Here is a 19,397-nt window from a genome sequence, read left to right as displayed (position 1 = left end):
CCATGAGCATTAAAACCTTTGATCAAATGGCCGCAGCCGGTGAGTTTCCGCTTATCGGTTTCAACGCTGCAGGGTTGGGTAACAACCCCTACGTGGATCCCATCACCACGGCTTCCCTCGACACGCACTACCGCACCATCGCACCGCGAGGCCATCAACCCGACTACATCAAGTCCTATGCGGGCGGTTTGAATGGCAAGCCATTCGCCGTTCGCCTGCCATTCGCTGGTGAACGAATCGCGATTCTCGGCGCTGGGGGGAATTTCACCTTGCGCCAGGGCTACATCGAGGAAATTCGCAAGGCCATCCGCCATGTGCATAGCTGGGGCGGGTATTGCCTGCTCGACATGCACAACTACGCTCGCTGGTATGTCCGTGCCTCCGGCCCGGTAGCCGGGCGAACGGTACAGTCCTGGGGCGGCGGCTATGCGCTGTGGACATCGATCGGCGCGTCTGACTGCCCGGTTGATTACCCACTGCTGGCACGCATCTGGGCGGCCATTGCGCAGACGTTCAAGGACGAGCCCGGCATGCTCGGCTACGGGCTGATGAACGAGCCGCACAATGCGGGCACTCAAGCCGATGGCGGGGTGAACGTCGAAGCCTTGTGGAGTGCCAATGCACAGCGCCTCATCAGCGCGGTTCGTGCCGAGGACTCGCGGCATTTCATCACCGTGGCGGGCAATGCCTTCAGTTCGGCACTGCACTGGCCGGCTCGCTCGGATGTGCTCAAGAACCTCACTGACCCTGCTGGTCGCCTGCTTTACGAGGCGCACCAGTACCCGGACAAGGACGGTGCCGGCGGCGGTAAGTGGACGACTGCCAGCGAGTCGATCAGCTATCGCGATCGTGTTGCGGACTGGCGTCCGTATGTCGATTGGCTCAAGGCCAACGGCAAGCGGGGTATCGCCGGGGAGTTCGGTGGGCCGGATCATGTGCCTGGCATGCGTAGCTACTTCACCGAGCTGCACAAGTACTTCGATGCCAACCACATCTTGCGCTTCCAATGGCTGGCAGGCCCGGGTGATGCCGACGACGCGCCCAATGGCATGGATCGCAACGACGGCACCCTGAAGCCGAACACGCGCTCGCTGATGGCGCGCATCGGCAACACCACCACCGCCTACGGGCCTCGTTAAACCCATCGACATGGCCCGCTTCGGCGGGCCTTTCCTGATAGGAGAATTCTCATGGCTCGTATTACTGCTGCCCAGGCGGGCGGCACCAACGTGCTCGCATTTCTCGACATGCTCGCCTGGAGCGAAGGCACCTCGACCATTACCCACAGTGATGACGGTTACAACGTGCTCGTGGGCGGTACGCTGTTCGGTGATTACCGCGCGCACCCGCGAAAGCTGATCGACCTGCCGCGCTATCGCATCAAGTCCACGGCGGCCGGGCGCTACCAGTTTCTGGCCCGCACCTGGGACTCGATCGTCAGCCTTTACCACTTCCATGGCCGTTTCACGCCAGAGGCTCAAGACCTGGCTGCGGTGAAACTGCTCGATGAGTGCGGCGCGCTTGCACATATCCGCGGCGGGCGCATCGAGCGCGCCATCACCGCTGCCGCGCCAATCTGGGCCAGCCTGCCTGGCGCGGGCTACGGTCAGCGTGAACATAAGTTGAGTGCTCTGTTGTGCAACTACGAACAAGAGCGCGCTGCTGAGGCCTGCGACCAGCACGAACTGCTGGCCAGGTACAGCGCATGCGGCGGACAGGTGGCCGCATGAGCTGGCTATCGCTGATCCCGCTCAACTATCGCGTACTCGCGAGCGCATGTCTGGCTTTGACGCTGCTGGTTGGCGCCGCCGGCCTTGGCTGGCTTGCCCAGGGCTGGAGACTGGGTGAACGGATGGCCGAGCAGGGCCGCGAGTTCGAACAGCAGATCGCCGCACTCGACAAATGGCATGCCGACACGCTGGCCATGGCCCAGAGCGCCGCAGCCAGCGAGGCCCGACGCGGGCATGAAAAACGCCTGACGCTGGAACAGCAGCTGCAGGCCATATCCCAGAACCAACACAGGAGACTTACCGATGCCGGAAAAACTGCTGCGCGCCTGCGTGATCGTCTCGCTACTGCTGAGCTACGGTTGTCAGTCCTCCTCGCCAGTTCTGACGCCACCGATGCCGGTGGTGACGCAATGTCTTCCACCGCCGCTGCCGGACGTTTGGTGGATGGAATCCACCGAGCCGACATTGACGCAGGATCTGCTCAACGAATTGTCGGCATCGTCGAGCGAGGAGACCGGGCGATCATCGCCCTAGGAATGTGTCAGGCCTATGCGCGAGCGATAAGCCTGGATCACTAGCGCTGCCAGCCGCTCGCTATGGGTGGAGATCCGTCGAGGGCGGCTCGGCCTTGGCCAGCAGCGTCTGCTGATCGCCGGCGACCAGAGTGGGCAGCCGGGCGGTGAAGGAGGTGCCGTCCGCTTCATTCGAGACGACGCAAACCGTGCCGTTGTGGCCCCTGATGATCTCTGCGGCGATATACAGACCCAATCCCAAGCCTTCGCGCTGCCCCAGTTCCGAGCGTGTGTAGGGCTGAAAAAGCTTGGGCATCAATTCGGGATCGATCGGCACGCCCTCATTCCACACACAGAGCACCAGATGGCCGTCTTCCACGCCGACATTCACCTTGATCGGGGTGCCGTGGCGACCGTGGGTGACGGCGTTGGCCAGCAGGTTGGAAAGCAACTGGCAGAGGCGCACCGGATCGCACAGGTTCGCCCGTGGCACGTTCACCGAGTGCTCGATGACCGCGGCAGGATAGGCCTCAGCAATTTCGTTGATGACGCGCTCGAAGTCGTCCTGCAGGTTGGCAACCATTTTGGGCTCGACCGGAATACCGCTGCCAAGCCGCCCGCGAGCGAAGTCGAGGATGTTCTCGATCAGCGAGCCCATACGTTTGGCACTGCTTTGAATCGCCGTGGCGAGTCGACGTTCTGGGCGATCCAACAGCTTGGATTCGAGAATGTCGGCACCCATCCTGACCGCGCTCAATGGCGTACGCAGGTCGTGGCCGAGCACTGCGATCAACTGTTCACGCAGATGCCCGGTCTCTTTCTCGACCTCCAGCTCTCGCTGGCTTCGCTCCACGGAGGCCTGCATATCCAGATTAGCCGCGATCAGCTGTGCGAAAAGCGTGAGCGTTTCGGTAATCACATCTATATCAAGGTTGGCTGGCGCCGGGTCGATAGCGCAGAGCGTGCCGAAAAACTCTCCATTGGCGCGGATGATCGGGATCGAGACGTAGCTCTCCAGCCCATAGAATTTGGGCGTGTGGTGCAGGGAGAACACGGGATGTTCACTGGCGTGACCGAACAGCACCGGCGTACGGTGTTGGCGGATCTCGTCGCAGATGGTGGTTTCCAGTGCGAGCTCGTCGCCGGGCTGGAGCCCGAATTCGATCGAGTCATCGACCGCGCAGGTGACCCACTGTTTGTCGGTGACCCGGGCAACGGCCGCGAAGCGCAGGCCGGTCACATGCTTGACCATGCGCAGGATCATCGGAATTGCCTCGATCTTCGCAACGGCGCGAAGGTCGGGGCCAAAATTTATCGTCGACATTTTGGCCGTTCCGATTGCAAAGAGCACAGAGTACAGCAGTCGCTTTTACCGCTCACCGAACTTTACAGTGGCCCTAGCTCCGTTGCATGACGAGCAGTGTGATATTGCACGCTGTAACGCGCTGGGCTACTGTGCGGGCAGATAAACGCGAGACCTTCCCCGTGAATGCCAGCAGCACCCTTCTGATGCAAATCATCAAAGCCCACGCCCGTTGGCGTTGGCGCGCCTGATCTCTTTTTCTCCGGCCATGCCGGAAGATTCTCTCTGCCTTGCTCCAGCCCCAGACAGTCAGTGTTCCCAGCATGAAATAATGCGGGTGCCAATGAGGGTGTTGATAACAAGGCGATTGGCTGAAGAGCAGTAAATCAAAGGGTTAAATCTAAAATGCTGCTGATGATCGACAACTACGATTCCTTTACCTACAACGTGGTGCAGTACCTGGGCGAGCTGGGTGCCGATGTCCACGTTATCCGTAACGACGAACTGAGCATTGCCCAGATCGAGGCCCTGCAGCCCGAGCGCATCGTCGTTTCTCCGGGCCCGTGTACGCCCACCGAAGCTGGAGTGTCCATCGAGGCCATTTTGCATTTCGCTGGCAAGCTGCCGATTCTCGGCGTCTGCCTGGGCCACCAGAGCATTGGTCAGGCCTACGGCGGTGATGTGGTGCGCGCCCGTCAGGTGATGCACGGCAAGACCAGCCCGGTGTTCCATGAGGACAAAGGCGTGTTCGCCGGCCTCAACAATCCGCTCACCGTGACCCGCTATCACTCCCTGGTGGTCAAGCGCGACAGCCTGCCGGACTGCCTGGAAATCACCGCCTGGACGGCCAATGAAGACGGCTCCGTCGACGAGATCATGGGCCTGCGCCACAAGACCCTGAACGTTGAGGGCGTGCAGTTTCACCCCGAGTCGATTCTTACCGAGCAGGGCCACGAACTGTTCGCCAACTTCCTCAAGCAGACCGGAGGCATGCGCGCATGAACATCAAGGAAGCCCTCAACCGCATCGTCACCCAGCTGGATCTATCCACCGAAGAAATGCGCGACGTGATGCGCGAGATCATGACCGGGCAGTGCACCGACGCGCAGATCGGCGCTTTTCTCATGGGCATGCGCATGAAGAGCGAGACCATCGATGAGATCGTCGGTGCCGCCAGCGTGATGCGTGAGCTGGCCGCGCCAGTGGAGATCGCCGCCGAACGGCTGGTCGACACCTGCGGCACTGGTGGCGACGGCATGAACATCTTCAACGTCTCCACCGCGGCAGCCTTCGTCGTCGCAGCGGCGGGCGGCAAGGTGGCCAAGCACGGCAACCGCGCAGTCTCGGGCAAAAGCGGAAGTGCCGACCTGCTCGAGGCCGCTGGCATTTACCTGGGTCTCACGCCGGTGCAAGTGGCGCGCTGCGTCGAGACCGTCGGCGTTGGCTTCATGTTTGCCCCCTCGCACCATGGCGCGATGAAGCACGCCATCGGCCCGCGGCGTGAGCTCGGTCTGCGCACGCTGTTCAACATGCTTGGCCCGATGACCAATCCGGCTGGCGCCAAGCACCAGGTGGTTGGCGTATTCAGTCAGGCGCTGTGCCGGCCGATGGCTGAAGTGCTGCAACGGCTTGGCAGTGAGCACGTACTGGTGGTGCATGCTCAGGATGGCCTCGATGAGATCAGCCTGGCCGCTCCGACCTTCGTTGCCGAACTGAAGAACGGTGTGGTCAGCGAATACCGCATCCAGCCCGAGGATTTTGGTATCAAGAGCCAGAGTCTGATCGGCCTGACCGTCGACGGCGCCGGGCAGTCGCTGGAACTGATCCGCGATGCGCTGGGCCGCCGCAAGAGCGAAGTCGGCCAGAAGGCTGCCGACATCATCGTGCTCAATGCTGGTGCTGCACTCTATGCTGCAGACCATGCCGACAACCTGAGCGATGGAATGAGCCTGGCCCATGACGCGCTGCACACCGGCCTGGCCCGAGAGAAAATGGAAGAATTGGTGTCCTTTACCGCGGTATTCAAACAGGAGAATGAAGGGTGAGCATTCCCACCGTTCTGGAGAAGATCCTCGCCCGCAAAGCCGAGGAAGTCGCGGCCCGACGTGCGATCGTCAGCTTGGCCGAGGTCGAGCGCGAAGCCCGCGCGGCCGATGCACCACGTGGCTTTGCCGCCGCATTGATCGAAAAGGCCAAAAGCAGGCAGCCGGCGGTGATCGCCGAGATCAAGAAGGCATCGCCCAGCAAGGGTGTGCTCCGTGAAAACTTCGTGCCGGCGGAAATTGCCCTGAGCTATCAGGATGGCGGCGCGACCTGCCTGTCGATCCTCACCGATATCGACTTCTTCCAGGGCGCTGACCGCTACCTGCTGGAAGGTCGTGCGGCGTGTTCGCTGCCGGTGATCCGCAAGGATTTCATGATCGACCCGTACCAGATCGTCGAGGCGCGGGCATTGGGTGCCGACTGCGTGCTGCTGATCGTCTCGGCACTGTCCGATGCGCAGATGGGCGAGCTGGCTGCAACGGCCAAGGCCTTCGATCTTGATGTGCTGGTGGAGGTGCATGACGGCGACGAGCTCGAGCGCGCACTGAACGTGCTGGATACGCCGCTGGTCGGTGTCAACAACCGTAACCTGCATACCTTCGAGGTCAACCTGGAAACCACCCTGGATCTGCTGCCGCGCATTCCCCGCGACCGCCTGGTGGTTACCGAAAGCGGCATCCTCAACCGTGCCGACGTGGAGCTGATGGAAATCAGCGACGTGTATGCCTTCCTGGTCGGTGAAGCGTTCATGCGTGCGGATAATCCGGGTGCTGAACTTGAGCGTTTGTTCTTCCCCGAGCGTAAGCGCTTTATCGTCAGTCCTGATGTTGACTGACTGAATACGACAACGGCGCCCGAGGGCGCCGTTGTCGTATCTGGCGGCCGCTTAGAGCGACAGGCGCATGGACAGGTCTACCGCCTTGACGTCCTTGGTCAGGGTGCCGATGGATACGTAATCCACGCCCGTCTCGGCAATGCTGCGCAACGTGCTTTCGTTCACGCCGCCAGAGGCTTCGAGTTTGGCGCGGCCGGCATTGATACTCACGGCGCGGCGCATATCCTCGAGCGACAGCTCATCAAGCATGACGATATCGGCGCCAGCAGCCAGGGCCTGTTCGAGTTCTTCCAGGCTTTCCACTTCCACTTCGACCGGTTTGCCGGGTGCGATGTGGCGTGCAGCAGCCACTGCGGCTTCGATACCTCCACACGCGGCGATGTGGTTCTCCTTTATAAGGAAGGCGTCGAACAGCCCGATGCGGTGGTTGTGGCAGCCGCCCTGGGTCACTGCATACTTCTGCGCCAGGCGCAGGCCGGGCAGGGTCTTGCGGGTATCGAGCAGTTTGACCTCGGTGCCTTGCACCAGCGCGGCGTAATGTTGGCAGCGGGTCGCCACGGCCGACAGGGTCTGTAGGAAGTTCAGCGCGCTGCGTTCGCCGCTAAGCAGCGCCCGTGCCGGGCCTTCGAGGTGGAACAGCGCCTGGTTCGGCGTTACCCGCTGGCCATCCTGCACCTGCCAGTGCACCGCTACGCGCGGGTCGAGCTGACGGAATACTTCGTCCACCCAGGCAGTGCCGCAGACCACGGCATCTTCCCGGGTGATCACCGTGGCATGGGCCAGGCGTGATTCGGGGATCAGTTGAGCGGTGATGTCGCCACTGCCAATATCTTCGCGCAAGCTGCGACGGACGTTGGCCTCGATTTCGGCGCGGAGCTCGGTGAGCAGTAGATTCGGCATGTGGCCTCCGATTGGCTGAGGCGGCAATTATAGAGGGAGTCGCCAGCGGTGCTACGTTCATCGGCTAAAAATGAACCCTGGCGGTAACACTCGGTCACATGCGCGTACTTGGTGAAGACAGCCCCAGGCACCTGTGACGCAGGTCATATCTGTAAGTATTTGCTTTGGTATCTCCAGCAGCATTCCTATATTGTTCTGCTATGGAAGTATTGACGTCACATCGTTGACGTTAAGATGACTTTTGCCTTCCTGATCCAGCTTGCTCCGTCAGCGCCGTGCGCAGGAGATCGTGATGAAAACCGATGCCAACGTGGTGCATCTGAACAAAATGGTTTCTGACACGGCTCATACGGCGGCTGTAAGGCTACCTGCGTCTATCGTTCTGGTTCGCGATCGGGCTGCCACGCAGCTCAAGCAGGCTCTGCAAGCATTATTCGACAATGCTGATGACACCCTGTTCGACATGGCCGATCGCGCCACGAGCAACGCCGAGCAGAATGCGTTTTTCGAAGCCATGCGCGACCTGCGCCTCAAACGCAAAGGTATTGAGCGTGGCTTTCTGCAGAAGGTTTTCGAGTCCTTCGCCAGTCTGAATCAATATGTGGTTGGCAAAGCGCCGACACTCGATGCGGTTTCCTTCGACAGTCTGTCGCTTGTGCAGAATGATGAGCTTGAAGAAACCGTCGCACTGGATTCCATGATTGCCAAGGTGATGAGCCGCGACCAAGTGGCGCTCACCCACTTGACCACTCGCCTCAATGCCGTGGTCAGCAAGAAACTCGATGACAAATCCAACCCGCTTGGGCCGGTTTCGCTTAGCGAGCTGTTCCTCGATTCGTGCAGCGGTTTGGGCGTCGAGATCAAAGTCAAACTGATCATCCTCAAGTTGTTCGAGAAATACGTACTGAGTGGTCTCGAGCAGTTGTATGGCGATGCCAACAGCATTCTGGTCGAGGCTGGAGTGCTACCCGAGTTGAAGTCCGCGCCGGCTCGCCGTAGTACGAACTCCAATCGTCCGGCTCGCCATGAGCAGGCAGAAAGCGTCGACTTGTCCTCCGCCGGCTATGGGGATGACGAGGTGCGTGAGGTCTTCAGTGCATTGCAGGAGCTGCTTTCGCAGTCCCGTGATGGCGAATTCGCGCGGCGCCAGGCCCCGGCCAATGCGATGCCGATTTCCACCAACGACCTGATGCGTTTGCTGTCGCACATGCAACAGCGTGCGCCCATTCAGGCTTCAATGGATGTCGATCTGCGCGGGCAACTGGAACATCTGCTGACCCGCGCCAGTGCCAAGAGTGGTCGGGTGCGGGTGGTTGGCGAAGTCGATGAAGATGTCATCAACTTGGTGTCGATGCTGTTCGAATTCATTCTTGATGATCGCAGCCTGCCGGATTCGCTGAAAGCGCTGATCGCGCGTCTACAGATTCCCATGCTCAAGGTCGCCGTTCTCGACAAGACCTTTTTCAGTCGTGGTAGCCACCCAGCGCGCCGCTTGCTCAATGAAATCGCGACTGCGGCGTTGGGTTGGGGCGAGCATGACCACAGCCAGCGCGACAGCCTGTATCAGAAGATCGAACAGGTGGTGCAGCGGTTGCTCAACGACTTTACCGACGATCCTGCGATCTTCTCCGAGTTGTTGGCGGATTTCCTGGCCTTCACTGGCGATGAGCGTCGGCGCAGCGAACTGCTCGAACAGCGTACCCGCGATGCAGAAGAGGGCAGTGCCCGTGCCGAGTTGGCGCGCCGGGAAGTTGAGCAGGCGCTGAACGAGCGGCTGCTGGGCAAGACAATGCCGGAAGTGGTCGTGCGCCTGCTGCGTGAGGCGTGGAGCAAGGTGATGATGCTGACGTGCCTCAAGCACGGCACCGATTCCGAACAATGGCAGGCATCGCTGGCCACCATGGACGAGTTGATCTGGAGTGTGGAGCTCCATGAGAACCCCGAGGCGCGCCTGCATCTGCTTGAACTGGTGCCCGGGTTGCTCAAGGCACTGCGTGAAGGTATGGCCAGTGCGGCGTTCGATCCTTTCTCCACCAGTGAATTCTTTGCACAGCTCGAAGCTTTACACGTGCAGGCATTCCAGCGCTTCAAGCGATCCATGCCTGATGTCGAGCGCAGTTCTCCAATCGAGTCGGATGATGTTCAGCGTACGGCGCTCTCTGCCGTCGGCATTGAGTTGCCTTTGCTTGAATTGCCTCCTGAAGATGAAGAGAGCGTTTCGGCCATGGTCGAGGTGCTCGAAGAGATCGTCTTGCTGGCGCCAGGGCAGACGCGTGTCGAAGAAGAAGAGCCGGTACTCGCCAGCGATGACGAGGCGCTGCAGCATGTAGATGCACTGCGCGTCGGTAGCTGGGTAGAGTTTCAGGAAGACGAAGAACACAAGTTGCGCTGTAAATTGGCCGCGATCATCAAGCCAACCGGTAAATTCATCTTCGTCAATCGTACGGGGATGAAGGTATTGGAGAAGTCCCGCGCTGGCCTGGCAATCGAGTTTCATCGCAATGCCGTGCGCCTGCTGGACGATGCGTTGCTGTTCGACCGTGCGTTGGAGTCGGTAATCGGCAATTTGCGCCGTCTAAAGAACGCCTGAGCCCGCTCTCTGCGCAACCCGTTCCTCCCCTTGCGGCCTAATTAGGCCGCAAGTCGTTTCAGCCGCCTGTAAACGCTTTCACCTCGCCGCAACTTGCGCTGCAGCCTGAACAGCACCTAGAGTGTGCGCTCGTTCGGGGAGCAAGTATGCACAAGCAACTCGAAGACGGCTGGTATCAAGGGATTCAGCACTGTCCTTCGCCCAATTTCAATGAGCGCCCGCAGACTGAGATTTCCTTGCTGGTGATTCATAACATCAGCCTGCCGCCTGGCCAGTTCGGCACCGGACAGGTGCAGGCGTTCTTCAGTAACTGTCTGCAAGCTGATGCGCATCCGTACTTTGCCGGTATCGCCAGCATGACGGTGTCAGCGCACTTTCTGATCGAGCGTGACGGTACCGTTATCCAGTTCGTATCGTGCCTGGATCGTGCCTGGCATGCCGGTGTTTCCTGTTTTGATGGCAGGGAGAACTGCAACGACTTCTCTCTGGGAATCGAGCTCGAAGGAACCGATCACCTGCCGTTCACGGACGCGCAGTACGCTGCGTTGACCGAATTGACCCGCGTGCTGCAGAGCGCGTATCCGGCGATTAGCGTCGAACGTATCTGCGGGCATAGCGATATCGCGCCTGGGCGCAAGACCGATCCGGGGCCTGCATTCGACTGGACGCGGCTGCGCCGCGCATTGATGACTGATAAGGAGGCATCATGAGTTTCCTGGTGTTGCTGCTGGTGCTGTGGATCGAAAAGTTCTCCTCCTGGCGCCAGCGTGTTCAACATGACGAGCCCTGGCTGCGTGCGCTCGGGCGCCTGGAGCGTAGCGGCACGACCAGCGATTCGCCGTGGCTGGCGATCATCCTGCTGGTTGGTGTGCCGCTGTTGATACTGGCGTTGATCCTGAAGCTGCTCGCGCCGCTGGCCTATGGCTGGCTGCTTTTGCCGTTACACCTGCTGGTGGTGACCTACAGCCTTGGCCGTGGCGACCTGCTGGCCGCCCTCGGGCCTTTTCGTGACAGCTGGCGGCGCGGTGATGGCGAGGCGGCCTACCTGGTGGCGCAGCGTGATCTGGGTGTCGACGGCGAGGGTGAAGCGACGCTGCTGCCCAACGTACAGACCTTCATGGTCTGGCAGGCGTACCAGAGCTTTTTCGCGGTGATCTTCTGGTATGTCCTGCTCGGGCCTCTGGCTGCGCTGGCTTATCGGTTGCTGGCGTTGCTCGTCGAGCACACTCAGTCCGATGCCCTGCGTGAGCGTGCTGGTCAGTTGCGTCATGCCTTCGACTGGTTGCCGGTGCGTGTGCTGGCTGCCAGCTTTGCGCTGGTCGGCAATTTCATCGCTGTGAGTCGTGCTCTGCTCCACGAAGCCCTCAGCTGGGACATTTCTGCTGCCCAACTGGCCTCCGGGGCCGCCCGCGCCGCAGCCGAGACACCGGAGCCGCTGCTAGGCGAAGCCGGCGTGGCCACGCTGGACAGCCTGTGGCAATTGCTGGTGCGCACTGCCATCCTCTGGTTCGCCGCCATTGCCCTGTGGACGCTGTTGTTCTAGTCCTGCCAGCCGAACAGCTGCATGGCGTTGCGGCTGCTGGCCGCCGCCAGCGCTTCTGGGGCAACCCCGAGCAGCGGTGCCAGTGCACGGCAGATGTCTGGCAGGTGAGCGGGGCTGTTGCGCAGATTAGGATGCATGGCCGGCGCCATGTCCGGTGAGTCGGTCTCAAGCACGATGGCATCCAGCGGTAGCTTTGCAATCACTTGCCGCAGGCGTTTGGCCTGGGGCCAGGTCGGTGCCCCGCCGAGTCCGAGCTTGAACCCTAGCTTCAGGTATTCTCTGGCTTCCTCGTAGCTGCCAGCAAAGGCGTGGATGATGCCGGCGCGCGGCAATTTGAAGCGCTTTAATGCGGCGATCACCGGCGCATGGGCTCGGCGCACGTGCAGCAGAGCCGGCAACTCGAAGCGTTCCGCCAGCGCCAGTTGCGCCTCGAAGAGTGGTTGTTGGCGGTCTCGATCGAGTTCTTCCAAGTAGTAATCCAGGCCGAACTCGCCGATGGCGCAGAGTTTCTTGTGACCGTGTAGGCGCTCCAGCCAGTCCTGCAGCAACTGAAGATCTTCGGCACGGTGCTCATTCAGGTAAACCGGATGCAGGCCGAAAGCCGCGTACAGTCCCTCGTGCACCTGCACCTGATCCCACAGGCGTTGCCAGTTACCGTGCTCGACACCCAGTACCACGAGCCGCTCTACGCCGAGCGTGCGGGCTTGCGCCAGTACCTCGTTGCGGTCGTTATCGAAGTCGGGAAAGTCGAGATGGGTGTGGGTGTCGATCAGTTGCATAGTGTTCTGCCGGGCAGGTGAAGAGTGGGTTGAGCAGTGCCTGCGTACAAATGGGGTGCAACATTCTGTGAGTCATTCCCGCCGTTGGCCAGTCGAACCTCAAAGGGACGGCGGTTGTGGGGATCGTCGAAAACAAAGGGCGGCCGCATGATGCGTCTTCGCAAGATACTTGGCTGGTGCCTTGCCAGTCTGTTGTTGTTGATCGCAGCGCTGATGTTGTTTCTGGTGCTGTTCGACTGGAACCTGCTCAAGCCAACGATCAATTCGCGAGTGTCCGAAGCGCTCAACCGTCCCTTCGCCATCGAAGGCAACTTGGCCGTGACCTGGCAGCGCGAACGCGAAGAGCCCGGTCTGAGTGCCTGGATACCCTGGCCGCATGTGTCTGCCGAGCAGCTTAGCCTGGGTAATCCCGAGTGGGCCAAGGGCGATCACTTCGTCAGCCTGCAACGTGTCGAGGCCAGTCTGTCACCGCTGCCGCTTTTGTGGAAAACCGTTTCCATCCCGCGCATTCACCTGACCGGCGCCGACGCGGCGCTGGAGCGGCTCGCCGATGGCCGTGACAACTGGACCTTCGATCTCGGTGCACAGGAGCAGCCGGACGAGGAGCCGGCAGCACCCTGGGTGATGGATATCGGCACCATCGGTTTCGACAAGGCGCAGGTGCGCTACGATGACCAGACCCTGCAAGCCAGCGTGAGTCTACTGGTGGAGCCGCTTGGCGCACCTATCGCCTTCAACGAAATCGTCGGCAAGACCGCCAGTCAACAAGACGACACCGCAGTGACGCCGCAGGATTACGCCTTCGCCTGGCAGGCCAAGGGCCGTTACAAGGGCCAGGCGCTGACCGGCAACGGTAAGATCGGCGGCCTGCTGGCCCTGCAGGATGCTCGCCAGCCATTCCCGGTGCAGGCTGATGTGCGGGCTGGAACCACCCGCGTGCAGGTCGCCGGCACCTTGACCGATCCGAAGAACCTCGGAGCTCTCGATCTGCGCTTGCGGCTCTCGGGCGCCAGCCTTGGTAATCTCTACCCGCTGACCGGCGTGACGCTGCCGGACACTCCAGCCTATTCCACCGATGGCCGCTTGATCGCGCAGTTGCAGGACGCCGACGGGCCGCTGTTCCGCTACGAGAAATTCAATGGACGTATCGGCGACAGCGACATCCATGGTGACCTGACGTTCGTGGCCCGCGAGCCGCGTCCCAAGCTGTCCGGTGCGTTGGTCTCCAATCAGCTGCGTTTCACCGATCTGGCGCCACTGATCGGTGCCGACTCGAATGCCGATAAAAAAGAGCGCGGCGCCGCCAGCGTTCAGCCGGGCAATAAGGTATTGCCGGTCGAAGAGTTCCAGACCGAGCGCTGGCGCGACATGGATGCCGACGTCAGCTTCACCGGTAAACGCATCGTACACAGCGAGGAGTTGCCATTCACCGACCTATTTACCCACGTGGTACTCAACGAAGGCATGCTCAGTCTCGAGCCCCTGCGTTTCGGCGTGGCCGGTGGGCGTCTGGATTCAACCCTGCGCCTGGATGGCCGCGGTACGCCGCTCAAGGCGGAGGCGCAGTTGCGCGCCCGCAATTTCCGCCTGCGCCAGTTGTTCCCCAGTGTGGAAGTGATGCAGAGCAGCCTGGGAGCTCTTAATGGCGACGCGACGATCAGTGGCACCGGCAATTCGGTGGCGACCCTGCTGGGCAGCTCCAATGGCCGCATCAAACTGCTGATCAACGATGGCCGGGTCAGTCGCAACCTGATGGAGATCGCCGGCCTGAACGTCGGTAACTATGTGGTCGGTCGCCTGTTCGGTGACGACGATGTGGAGATCAACTGCGCAGCCGCCAACCTGAATATCAGGCAAGGCGTGTTGAAGCCGGAGTTGATGGTGATCGACACCGAAAATGCATTGATCGGCATCGATGGCACGGTGAATTTCGCTAACGAGCAGCTCGACCTGACCATCACCCCCGAGTCCAAGGGCTTCCGGGTCTTCTCGCTGCGCTCGCCGCTGTACGTGCGCGGTACCTTTAAGGAGCCTCGCCCGGGCGTGAAGGCCGGCCCTCTGCTGCTGCGTGGCGCCGGCATGCTGGCGCTGGGCGCGCTGGTGGCGCCCGCTGCGGGACTGGTCGCGCTGGTCGCGCCGAGCGGCGACCAACCGAATGAATGCGCGCCGCTATTGGAACAGATGCGCCAGGGCGCTAATCGTTGAAACGGATTTTCAGGTGCCGCTCGATGGCGTCCAGGCCGGGCTGGTAGGTTCCATCCAGGGCATCGAGCAGGCGCTGGAACACCCTATCGGCGATGCGCTCATGCTGCTGTGAAATGGCGTTGACGCGCATGGGCAGGAAATCCAGTAGCTGGGCATCCCCGAAAGTGCCGAGGCGCAGGCGGCTGGTATCCATTTCCGGGTGCTCGTACAGCGCATCCAATACACCCTCGAGCAGCACGTACGCGGTGGTCACCAGTACGTCAGGTAAGCTGCCCTGAGCCATCAGCTCACGCATCTGCCGATGGCCCCATTGACGGCTGAACTGTTCACCATGACTGACGCTGATCAGGCCATCGAAATCCGCCAGGGCGTCGCGAAAGCCCTGTTCGCGAGCCTGGCTGATCGGCAGTTCCGGGCGGGCGCCGATCAGGGCGGCCTGGCGTGGCAGCGGCTGCAGCAGGCTTCTGGTCAGCAACTCGCCGGCCTGGCGATCATCGCTGATCACCGAGTACAGGTGGCTGGGATCCAGGGCGCGGTCCACCGCGATCACCGGAGTGCCGGCCGCAATCAGTTGACGGTATTCGGGGGCGTCCTGAGGCAAGCAACTGGCGACGATCAGCGCATCGCAGCGGCGCGAGCGGAACAGCTCGAGCAGTTGCCGCTCGCTGTCCGGCCGGTCATCGGAACTGGCGATCAGTAACTGATAACCCGCTTCCCTGGCGCGCTGTTCGAGCAGCTTGGCCAGGCGCGCGTAACTGGGGTTTTCCAGATCCGGGAGGATGAAGCCGAGGCAGCGGCTTTCTCCACGTCGCAGGCCGGCGGCCTGTGAGTTGGGGCGGTAGTCGTGCTTCTCCACCACTTCCAGTACCCGCTGCACGGTAGCCGCACTGATCCGGCGCTTGGCAGCCTGGCCGTTGATCACATAGCTGGCGGTGGTCAGCGATACGCCAGCCAGGCGGGCGATGTCGGTCAGTTTCAAGGTGCGTCTCCTCTGGCGTACTTCAAGGATTACCGATTATCAGGTAACGTGCCAGCGCTAGATGAAACGATTCAGCAAACGAGTCGACTAAGCTAACAAGAATGTCCGCCAAGTCCGTGCAACGCGCCGGTCTTGCTCGAGGAGAAACGTCATGCTCGAACTACACCCTTCGCAGATCCAGATGGGCCGACAGGCCGCGGACAAGCAGCAGGCGCTGGCCGATCTGGCCGACAGCCTGGTCGCCGACGGCCTGGTCGCGTCCGGCTATCTGGATGGCATGCAGGCCCGCGAACGGCAGGGCTCGACCTACCTGGGGCAGGGCATCGCCATTCCGCATGGCACGCCGGAAACCCGCGATCAGGTGTTCCAGACCGGCATGCGCCTGATCCAGTACCCGCAGGGTGTGGACTGGGGCGACGGCCAGCGTGTGTACCTGGCCATCGCGATTGCCGCACGCTCCGACGAACATCTGCGTTTGCTGCAACTGCTCACTCGTGCGCTTGGCGAAGGTGACCTGAGTCAGGCGTTGCGCGAGGCTCAGGATGCAGATGCCATTCTTGCTCTGCTGCAGGGCGCACCTCAGGAGTTGGCTCTGGATAGCCAACTGGTGGGGCTGAGCGTCAACGCTGAGGATCTGGACGAACTGGCCTGGCAAGGCGCCCGCCTGCTGAAGAAGGCCGGCTGCACAGCCTCCGGCTTTTCCGGCAGCCTGGTTCAGGGCGAGCCGTTGCCGTTGGGTAACGGGCTGTGGTGGCTGAGCAGCGAGCAGGGCGTCGAACGCCCGGGCCTTGCTTTCGTGACCCCGTCGCAGCCGCTGCAGCAGGCTGGTCAGCCGGTTGCCGGGCTGTTCTGCCTCGCCTGTCTGGGGGAAGGGCATCGTAAAGTGCTCGAGCGTCTCTGCGATCTGCTGATCGCCGGGCAGGGTGACGCCCTGGCACACGCCACCACCAGCCGCGGCGTGCTCGAAGCCCTGGGCGCCGAGCTGCCTCCTGATTGGCCAGCGTTGCGCATCACTCTGGCCAATGCTCACGGGCTGCACGCCCGTCCGGCCAAAACACTGAGCGAGCTCGCGCAAAGTTTCAGTGGTGACATCCGCGTGCGTCTGGCCGAGGGGGCTGCGGCCGGCGTTTCGGCGAAGAGCTTGAGCAAGCTGCTGGCGCTGGGCGCACGACGTGGTCAGGTACTGGAGTTCAGTGCCGAGCCCACGATCGCTGACGACGCATTGCCGGCTATCGAAGCGGCTGTTCGTGCCGGTCTGGGTGAAGAGGTCGAGCCGCTGCCGCCGGAGTCAGCCGAGCAGGTAGTCGATTCGCCGCCCCCGCCTGAAGTGGACGCAGCGCCCAGCGCGCCATCTGCCGGCACCCGTTTGCAGGCAGTCGCCGCATCGCCGGGTATTGCCAGCGGCCCGGCCTTCGTACGCCGTGTGCCGCGCCTTGATTATCCCGCCGAGGGTGAGGGCGTCGGCGTAGAACGGGAGCGCCTGGATGCCGCTCTGCAGCATATCGATGGCGAGATTCACCGGCTGGTCGAGCGTAGCCAGGAAGCCAGCGTGCGCGACATTTTCGTCACCCACCAGGCGATGCTGCGCGATCCTGCCCTGCGTGAAGACGTCGATGCGCGCCTGGCTGCGGGCGCCAGTGCGCAGGCCGCGTGGATCGGCGAGATCGAGGCTGCCGCGACTCAGCAGGAATCGCTCCACGATGCATTGTTGGCCGAGCGCGCCGCCGACCTGCGTGATATCGGTCGCCGTGTGCTGGCGCATCTCTGTGGCGTCGAGGCGCCTCAGGAACCCGCAGAACCCTACATTCTGGTGATGGGCGAGGTCGGCCCTTCGGACGTCGCCAGCCTCGACCGTCAACGGGTCGCCGGTATCGTCACCGCTCGTGGTGGTGCCACCGCGCACAGCGCGATCATCGCCCGCGCTCTGGGGATTCCCAGTGTGGTCGGCGCCGGCGAAGGCCTGCTGGCCTTGCAGCAGGGCACTCGACTGCTGCTCGACGGTGACCGCGGTCAGGTCTGGGTCGCGCCGGACGATGCCACCCTGGCTCAGGCCGAGCGTGAACGGCAGGCCAGCGAGCAGCGTCGCGAACGTGCCCATGGCGAGCGCATGCATCCGGCGCGTACCCGTGATGGGCATGCAGTCGAAGTCGCCGTGAACATTGGCGCCAGCGGTGAAGCTGCCGCTGCGGTCGAGCTGGGCGCCGAGGCTGTGGGCCTGCTGCGTACCGAGCTGGTGTTCATGGATCACTCCCAGGCGCCGGACGTAGCGACTCAGGAGGCCGAGTACCGACGTGTGCTCGATGCCCTGCAAGGCCGGCCGCTGGTAGTGCGCACGCTGGATGTGGGGGGCGACAAGCCCTTGCCCTACTGGCCGATGCCGGAGGAGGAAAACCCCTTCCTCGGTGTGCGCGGCATACGCCTGACCCTGCAACGCCCGGACATCATGGAAACCCAGCTGCGTGCCTTGCTGCAGGCAGCCGATGGTCGTCCCTTGCGCATCATGTTCCCGATGGTCGGACAGATCGAAGAATGGCGCGCAGCGCGCGCGATGGTCGAGAAGCTGCGTCAGGAAATTCCGCTGGACGACCTGCAACTGGGGATCATGATCGAAGTGCCATCCGCCGCCCTGATGGCGCCGGTGCTGGCGCGCGAGGTGGACTTCTTCAGTATCGGCACCAACGACCTGACCCAGTACACCCTGGCCATCGACCGCGGCCATCCCACCCTGTCGGCCCAGGCGGACGGCTTGCACCCATCGGTGCTGCGCCTGATCGGCATGACCGTCGAGGCTGCCCATGCCGAAGGTAAGTGGGTCGGCGTCTGCGGTGAGCTGGCGGCCGACATGCTCGCCATCCCGCTGTTGGTCGGGCTGGGTGTCGACGAACTGAGTGTCGCCGCGCGCAGCATCCCGCTGGTCAAGGCGCGAGTCCGCGAGCTAGATCTTCATCACAGCCAGGTGCAGGCGCAGCAGGCGCTGACCTTGGGCAGCGCCGCTGCGGTGCGGGCGCTGGTCGAGGAGACACACTGATGGCGCGCATTCTCACCCTGACCTTGAACCCGGCGCTGGATCTCACCGTCAGCCTCGATACCCTGCAGCCCGGGGCGGTCAACCGCAGCCTGGGGATGACCAGTCATGCCGCGGGCAAGGGTCTCAACGTCTCCCAGGTGCTCGCCGATCTCGGCCACAAAGTCACCGTCAGCGGCTTTCTCGGCCAGGCCAATGCCGCGCCGTTCGAGCAGTTGTTCCAGCGTCGTGGCTTTATCGACGCGTTCGTCCGAGTGCCAGGCGAGACCCGCAGCAACATCAAACTCGCCGAGCGTGACGGCTGCGTCACCGATCTCAACGGCCCCGGGCCGGAAGTCGATGCGGCGCATCAACAGCAACTGCTGGATCAGCTGGAACAGATCGCCGTGGGGCATGATGCTGTCGTCGTCGCCGGCAGTCTGCCGCGCGGTGTGACGATCGAGTGGTTCGGCGCACTGCTGCGTCGCCTGGTTAGCCTCGGCTTGCCGCTGGCGCTGGACACCAGTGGTGCAGCCTTGCGTGCCGGCTTGACGGCGGAACCCTGGCTGATCAAACCCAATGAAGAGGAACTGGCCGAGGCTTGCGACCTGGCGTCGGCATCTCCCGAGCGCCTGGATGACGCCATCCGCCAGTTGCAGCAAGCCGGCATCAAGCATGTGCTGCTGTCGCGCGGTGCACAGGGCGCTGACTGGTTCGGCCCCCATGGCGTGCTCCACGCGCAGCCGCCACAGGTCGAGGTGGTCAGCACCGTTGGTGCTGGCGACTCGCTGCTCGCCGCTACCTTGCATGGCCTGCTCAGTGACTGGCCTGCCGAGCGCACGCTGCGCCTGGCGACGGCGGTGGCCGCCCAGGCGGTCACGCAAATCGGATTCGGAATTCACGATCGGCAACAGCTGGCCCGCCTGGAAGCGGCGGTGGCTGTGACGTCGAAACAATAACAAGAGGTCGTTGCA

Annotated in this window: 16 protein-coding genes; 12 read left to right on the top strand and 4 right to left on the bottom strand. The window is 62.3% G+C overall.

Annotated elements, in window-relative coordinates; all coding sequences use genetic code 11:
* Positions 1 to 2: 2 nt before the first annotated feature.
* Genes ACZ3GY_RS16300 through ACZ3GY_RS16290 form a run of 3 tightly spaced genes read left to right on the top strand, consistent with a single transcriptional unit; the run spans position 3 to position 2,308 of the window.
* Positions 3 to 1,139 (top strand): glycoside hydrolase family 5 protein, encoded by a 1,137-nt coding sequence (locus ACZ3GY_RS16300; RefSeq protein WP_465911093.1) that lies wholly within the window; start codon positions 3 to 5, stop codon positions 1,137 to 1,139.
* 51 nt (positions 1,140 to 1,190) lie between these two features.
* Complete coding sequence (locus tag ACZ3GY_RS16295; protein WP_465911091.1) at positions 1,191 to 1,730, top strand: glycoside hydrolase family 24 protein; 540 nt, start codon at positions 1,191 to 1,193, stop codon at positions 1,728 to 1,730.
* Complete coding sequence (locus ACZ3GY_RS16290; protein ID WP_465911090.1) at positions 1,727 to 2,308, top strand: lysis protein; 582 nt, start codon at positions 1,727 to 1,729, stop codon at positions 2,306 to 2,308. Before ACZ3GY_RS16295 ends, ACZ3GY_RS16290 begins: the two co-directional genes overlap by 4 nt.
* Before the next feature lie 16 nt (positions 2,309 to 2,324).
* Here ACZ3GY_RS16290 and ACZ3GY_RS16285 read toward each other — a convergent pair whose 3' ends face one another.
* Positions 2,325 to 3,566, bottom strand: a complete 1,242-nt coding sequence (locus ACZ3GY_RS16285) for a GAF domain-containing sensor histidine kinase (protein WP_465911089.1) — start codon at positions 3,564 to 3,566, stop codon at positions 2,325 to 2,327.
* Positions 3,567 to 3,950: 384 nt separating this feature from the next.
* Between ACZ3GY_RS16285 and ACZ3GY_RS16280 the strand changes: the two genes are divergently transcribed.
* Genes ACZ3GY_RS16280 through trpC form a run of 3 tightly spaced genes read left to right on the top strand, consistent with a single transcriptional unit; the run spans position 3,951 to position 6,423 of the window.
* Positions 3,951 to 4,547 (top strand): aminodeoxychorismate/anthranilate synthase component II, encoded by a 597-nt coding sequence (locus tag ACZ3GY_RS16280; protein WP_465911088.1) that lies wholly within the window; start codon positions 3,951 to 3,953, stop codon positions 4,545 to 4,547.
* The gene (gene trpD, locus ACZ3GY_RS16275; RefSeq protein ID WP_463562404.1) at positions 4,544 to 5,590 is read left to right on the top strand and encodes an anthranilate phosphoribosyltransferase; all 1,047 of its coding nucleotides are present in this window, start codon (positions 4,544 to 4,546) and stop codon (positions 5,588 to 5,590) included. The genes ACZ3GY_RS16280 and trpD overlap by 4 nt, the downstream gene beginning before the upstream one ends.
* Positions 5,587 to 6,423 carry an indole-3-glycerol phosphate synthase TrpC gene (trpC, locus tag ACZ3GY_RS16270; RefSeq protein ID WP_465911087.1) on the top strand — a complete coding sequence of 279 codons (837 nt, stop codon included), beginning with the start codon at positions 5,587 to 5,589 and terminating at the stop codon, positions 6,421 to 6,423. The genes trpD and trpC overlap by 4 nt, the downstream gene beginning before the upstream one ends.
* Before the next feature lie 51 nt (positions 6,424 to 6,474).
* On the opposite strand, the gene nadC is transcribed toward trpC, so the two are convergent.
* The gene (gene nadC / locus ACZ3GY_RS16265; RefSeq protein ID WP_225838087.1) at positions 6,475 to 7,323 is read right to left on the bottom strand and encodes a carboxylating nicotinate-nucleotide diphosphorylase; all 849 of its coding nucleotides are present in this window, start codon (positions 7,321 to 7,323) and stop codon (positions 6,475 to 6,477) included.
* Positions 7,324 to 7,615: 292 nt separating this feature from the next.
* Here nadC and ACZ3GY_RS16260 point away from each other — a divergent pair, with 292 nt between their 5' ends.
* From ACZ3GY_RS16260 to ampE, 3 genes are all read left to right on the top strand, one after another.
* A complete protein-coding gene (locus tag ACZ3GY_RS16260; RefSeq protein WP_465911085.1) occupies positions 7,616 to 9,913 on the top strand; it encodes a DUF1631 domain-containing protein in 2,298 nt (765 codons plus the stop codon).
* A gap of 146 nt (positions 9,914 to 10,059) precedes the next feature.
* Positions 10,060 to 10,623: a 1,6-anhydro-N-acetylmuramyl-L-alanine amidase AmpD gene (ampD, locus tag ACZ3GY_RS16255; protein WP_465911083.1), complete on the top strand. Its 564-nt coding sequence runs from the start codon at positions 10,060 to 10,062 to the stop codon at positions 10,621 to 10,623.
* On the top strand, positions 10,620 to 11,456 hold the full coding sequence (gene ampE / locus ACZ3GY_RS16250; protein ID WP_225838092.1) for a regulatory signaling modulator protein AmpE: 837 nt from the start codon (positions 10,620 to 10,622) through the stop codon (positions 11,454 to 11,456). Before ampD ends, ampE begins: the two co-directional genes overlap by 4 nt.
* On the opposite strand, the gene ACZ3GY_RS16245 is transcribed toward ampE, so the two are convergent.
* Positions 11,453 to 12,235 (bottom strand): TatD family hydrolase, encoded by a 783-nt coding sequence (locus tag ACZ3GY_RS16245; protein WP_465911081.1) that lies wholly within the window; start codon positions 12,233 to 12,235, stop codon positions 11,453 to 11,455. The two genes, ampE and ACZ3GY_RS16245, sit on opposite strands and share 4 nt — an antisense overlap.
* A 147-nt stretch (positions 12,236 to 12,382) precedes the next feature.
* Between ACZ3GY_RS16245 and ACZ3GY_RS16240 the strand changes: the two genes are divergently transcribed.
* A complete protein-coding gene (locus ACZ3GY_RS16240; RefSeq protein WP_465911079.1) occupies positions 12,383 to 14,440 on the top strand; it encodes an AsmA family protein in 2,058 nt (685 codons plus the stop codon).
* Here the strand turns inward: ACZ3GY_RS16240 and cra are convergent.
* A complete protein-coding gene (gene cra / locus ACZ3GY_RS16235) occupies positions 14,430 to 15,419 on the bottom strand; it encodes a catabolite repressor/activator (protein WP_465911077.1) in 990 nt (329 codons plus the stop codon). The two genes, ACZ3GY_RS16240 and cra, sit on opposite strands and share 11 nt — an antisense overlap.
* Positions 15,420 to 15,570: 151 nt before the next feature.
* Here cra and ptsP point away from each other — a divergent pair, with 151 nt between their 5' ends.
* Together ptsP and pfkB are read left to right on the top strand one after the other, a co-directional pair.
* Positions 15,571 to 18,447, top strand: coding sequence for a phosphoenolpyruvate--protein phosphotransferase (gene ptsP, locus ACZ3GY_RS16230; RefSeq protein WP_465911076.1), 2,877 nt, complete (start codon positions 15,571 to 15,573; stop codon positions 18,445 to 18,447).
* The gene (pfkB, locus tag ACZ3GY_RS16225) at positions 18,447 to 19,382 is read left to right on the top strand and encodes a 1-phosphofructokinase (protein WP_465911074.1); all 936 of its coding nucleotides are present in this window, start codon (positions 18,447 to 18,449) and stop codon (positions 19,380 to 19,382) included. Before ptsP ends, pfkB begins: the two co-directional genes overlap by 1 nt.
* Positions 19,383 to 19,397 lie beyond the last annotated feature (15 nt).

The sequence above is a fragment of the Pseudomonas sp. PME37.24/006 genome, from assembly GCF_055556635.1.
The sequence above is the reverse complement of the archived record's forward strand: the minus strand, read 5'-3'. Positions and strand labels throughout refer to the sequence as shown.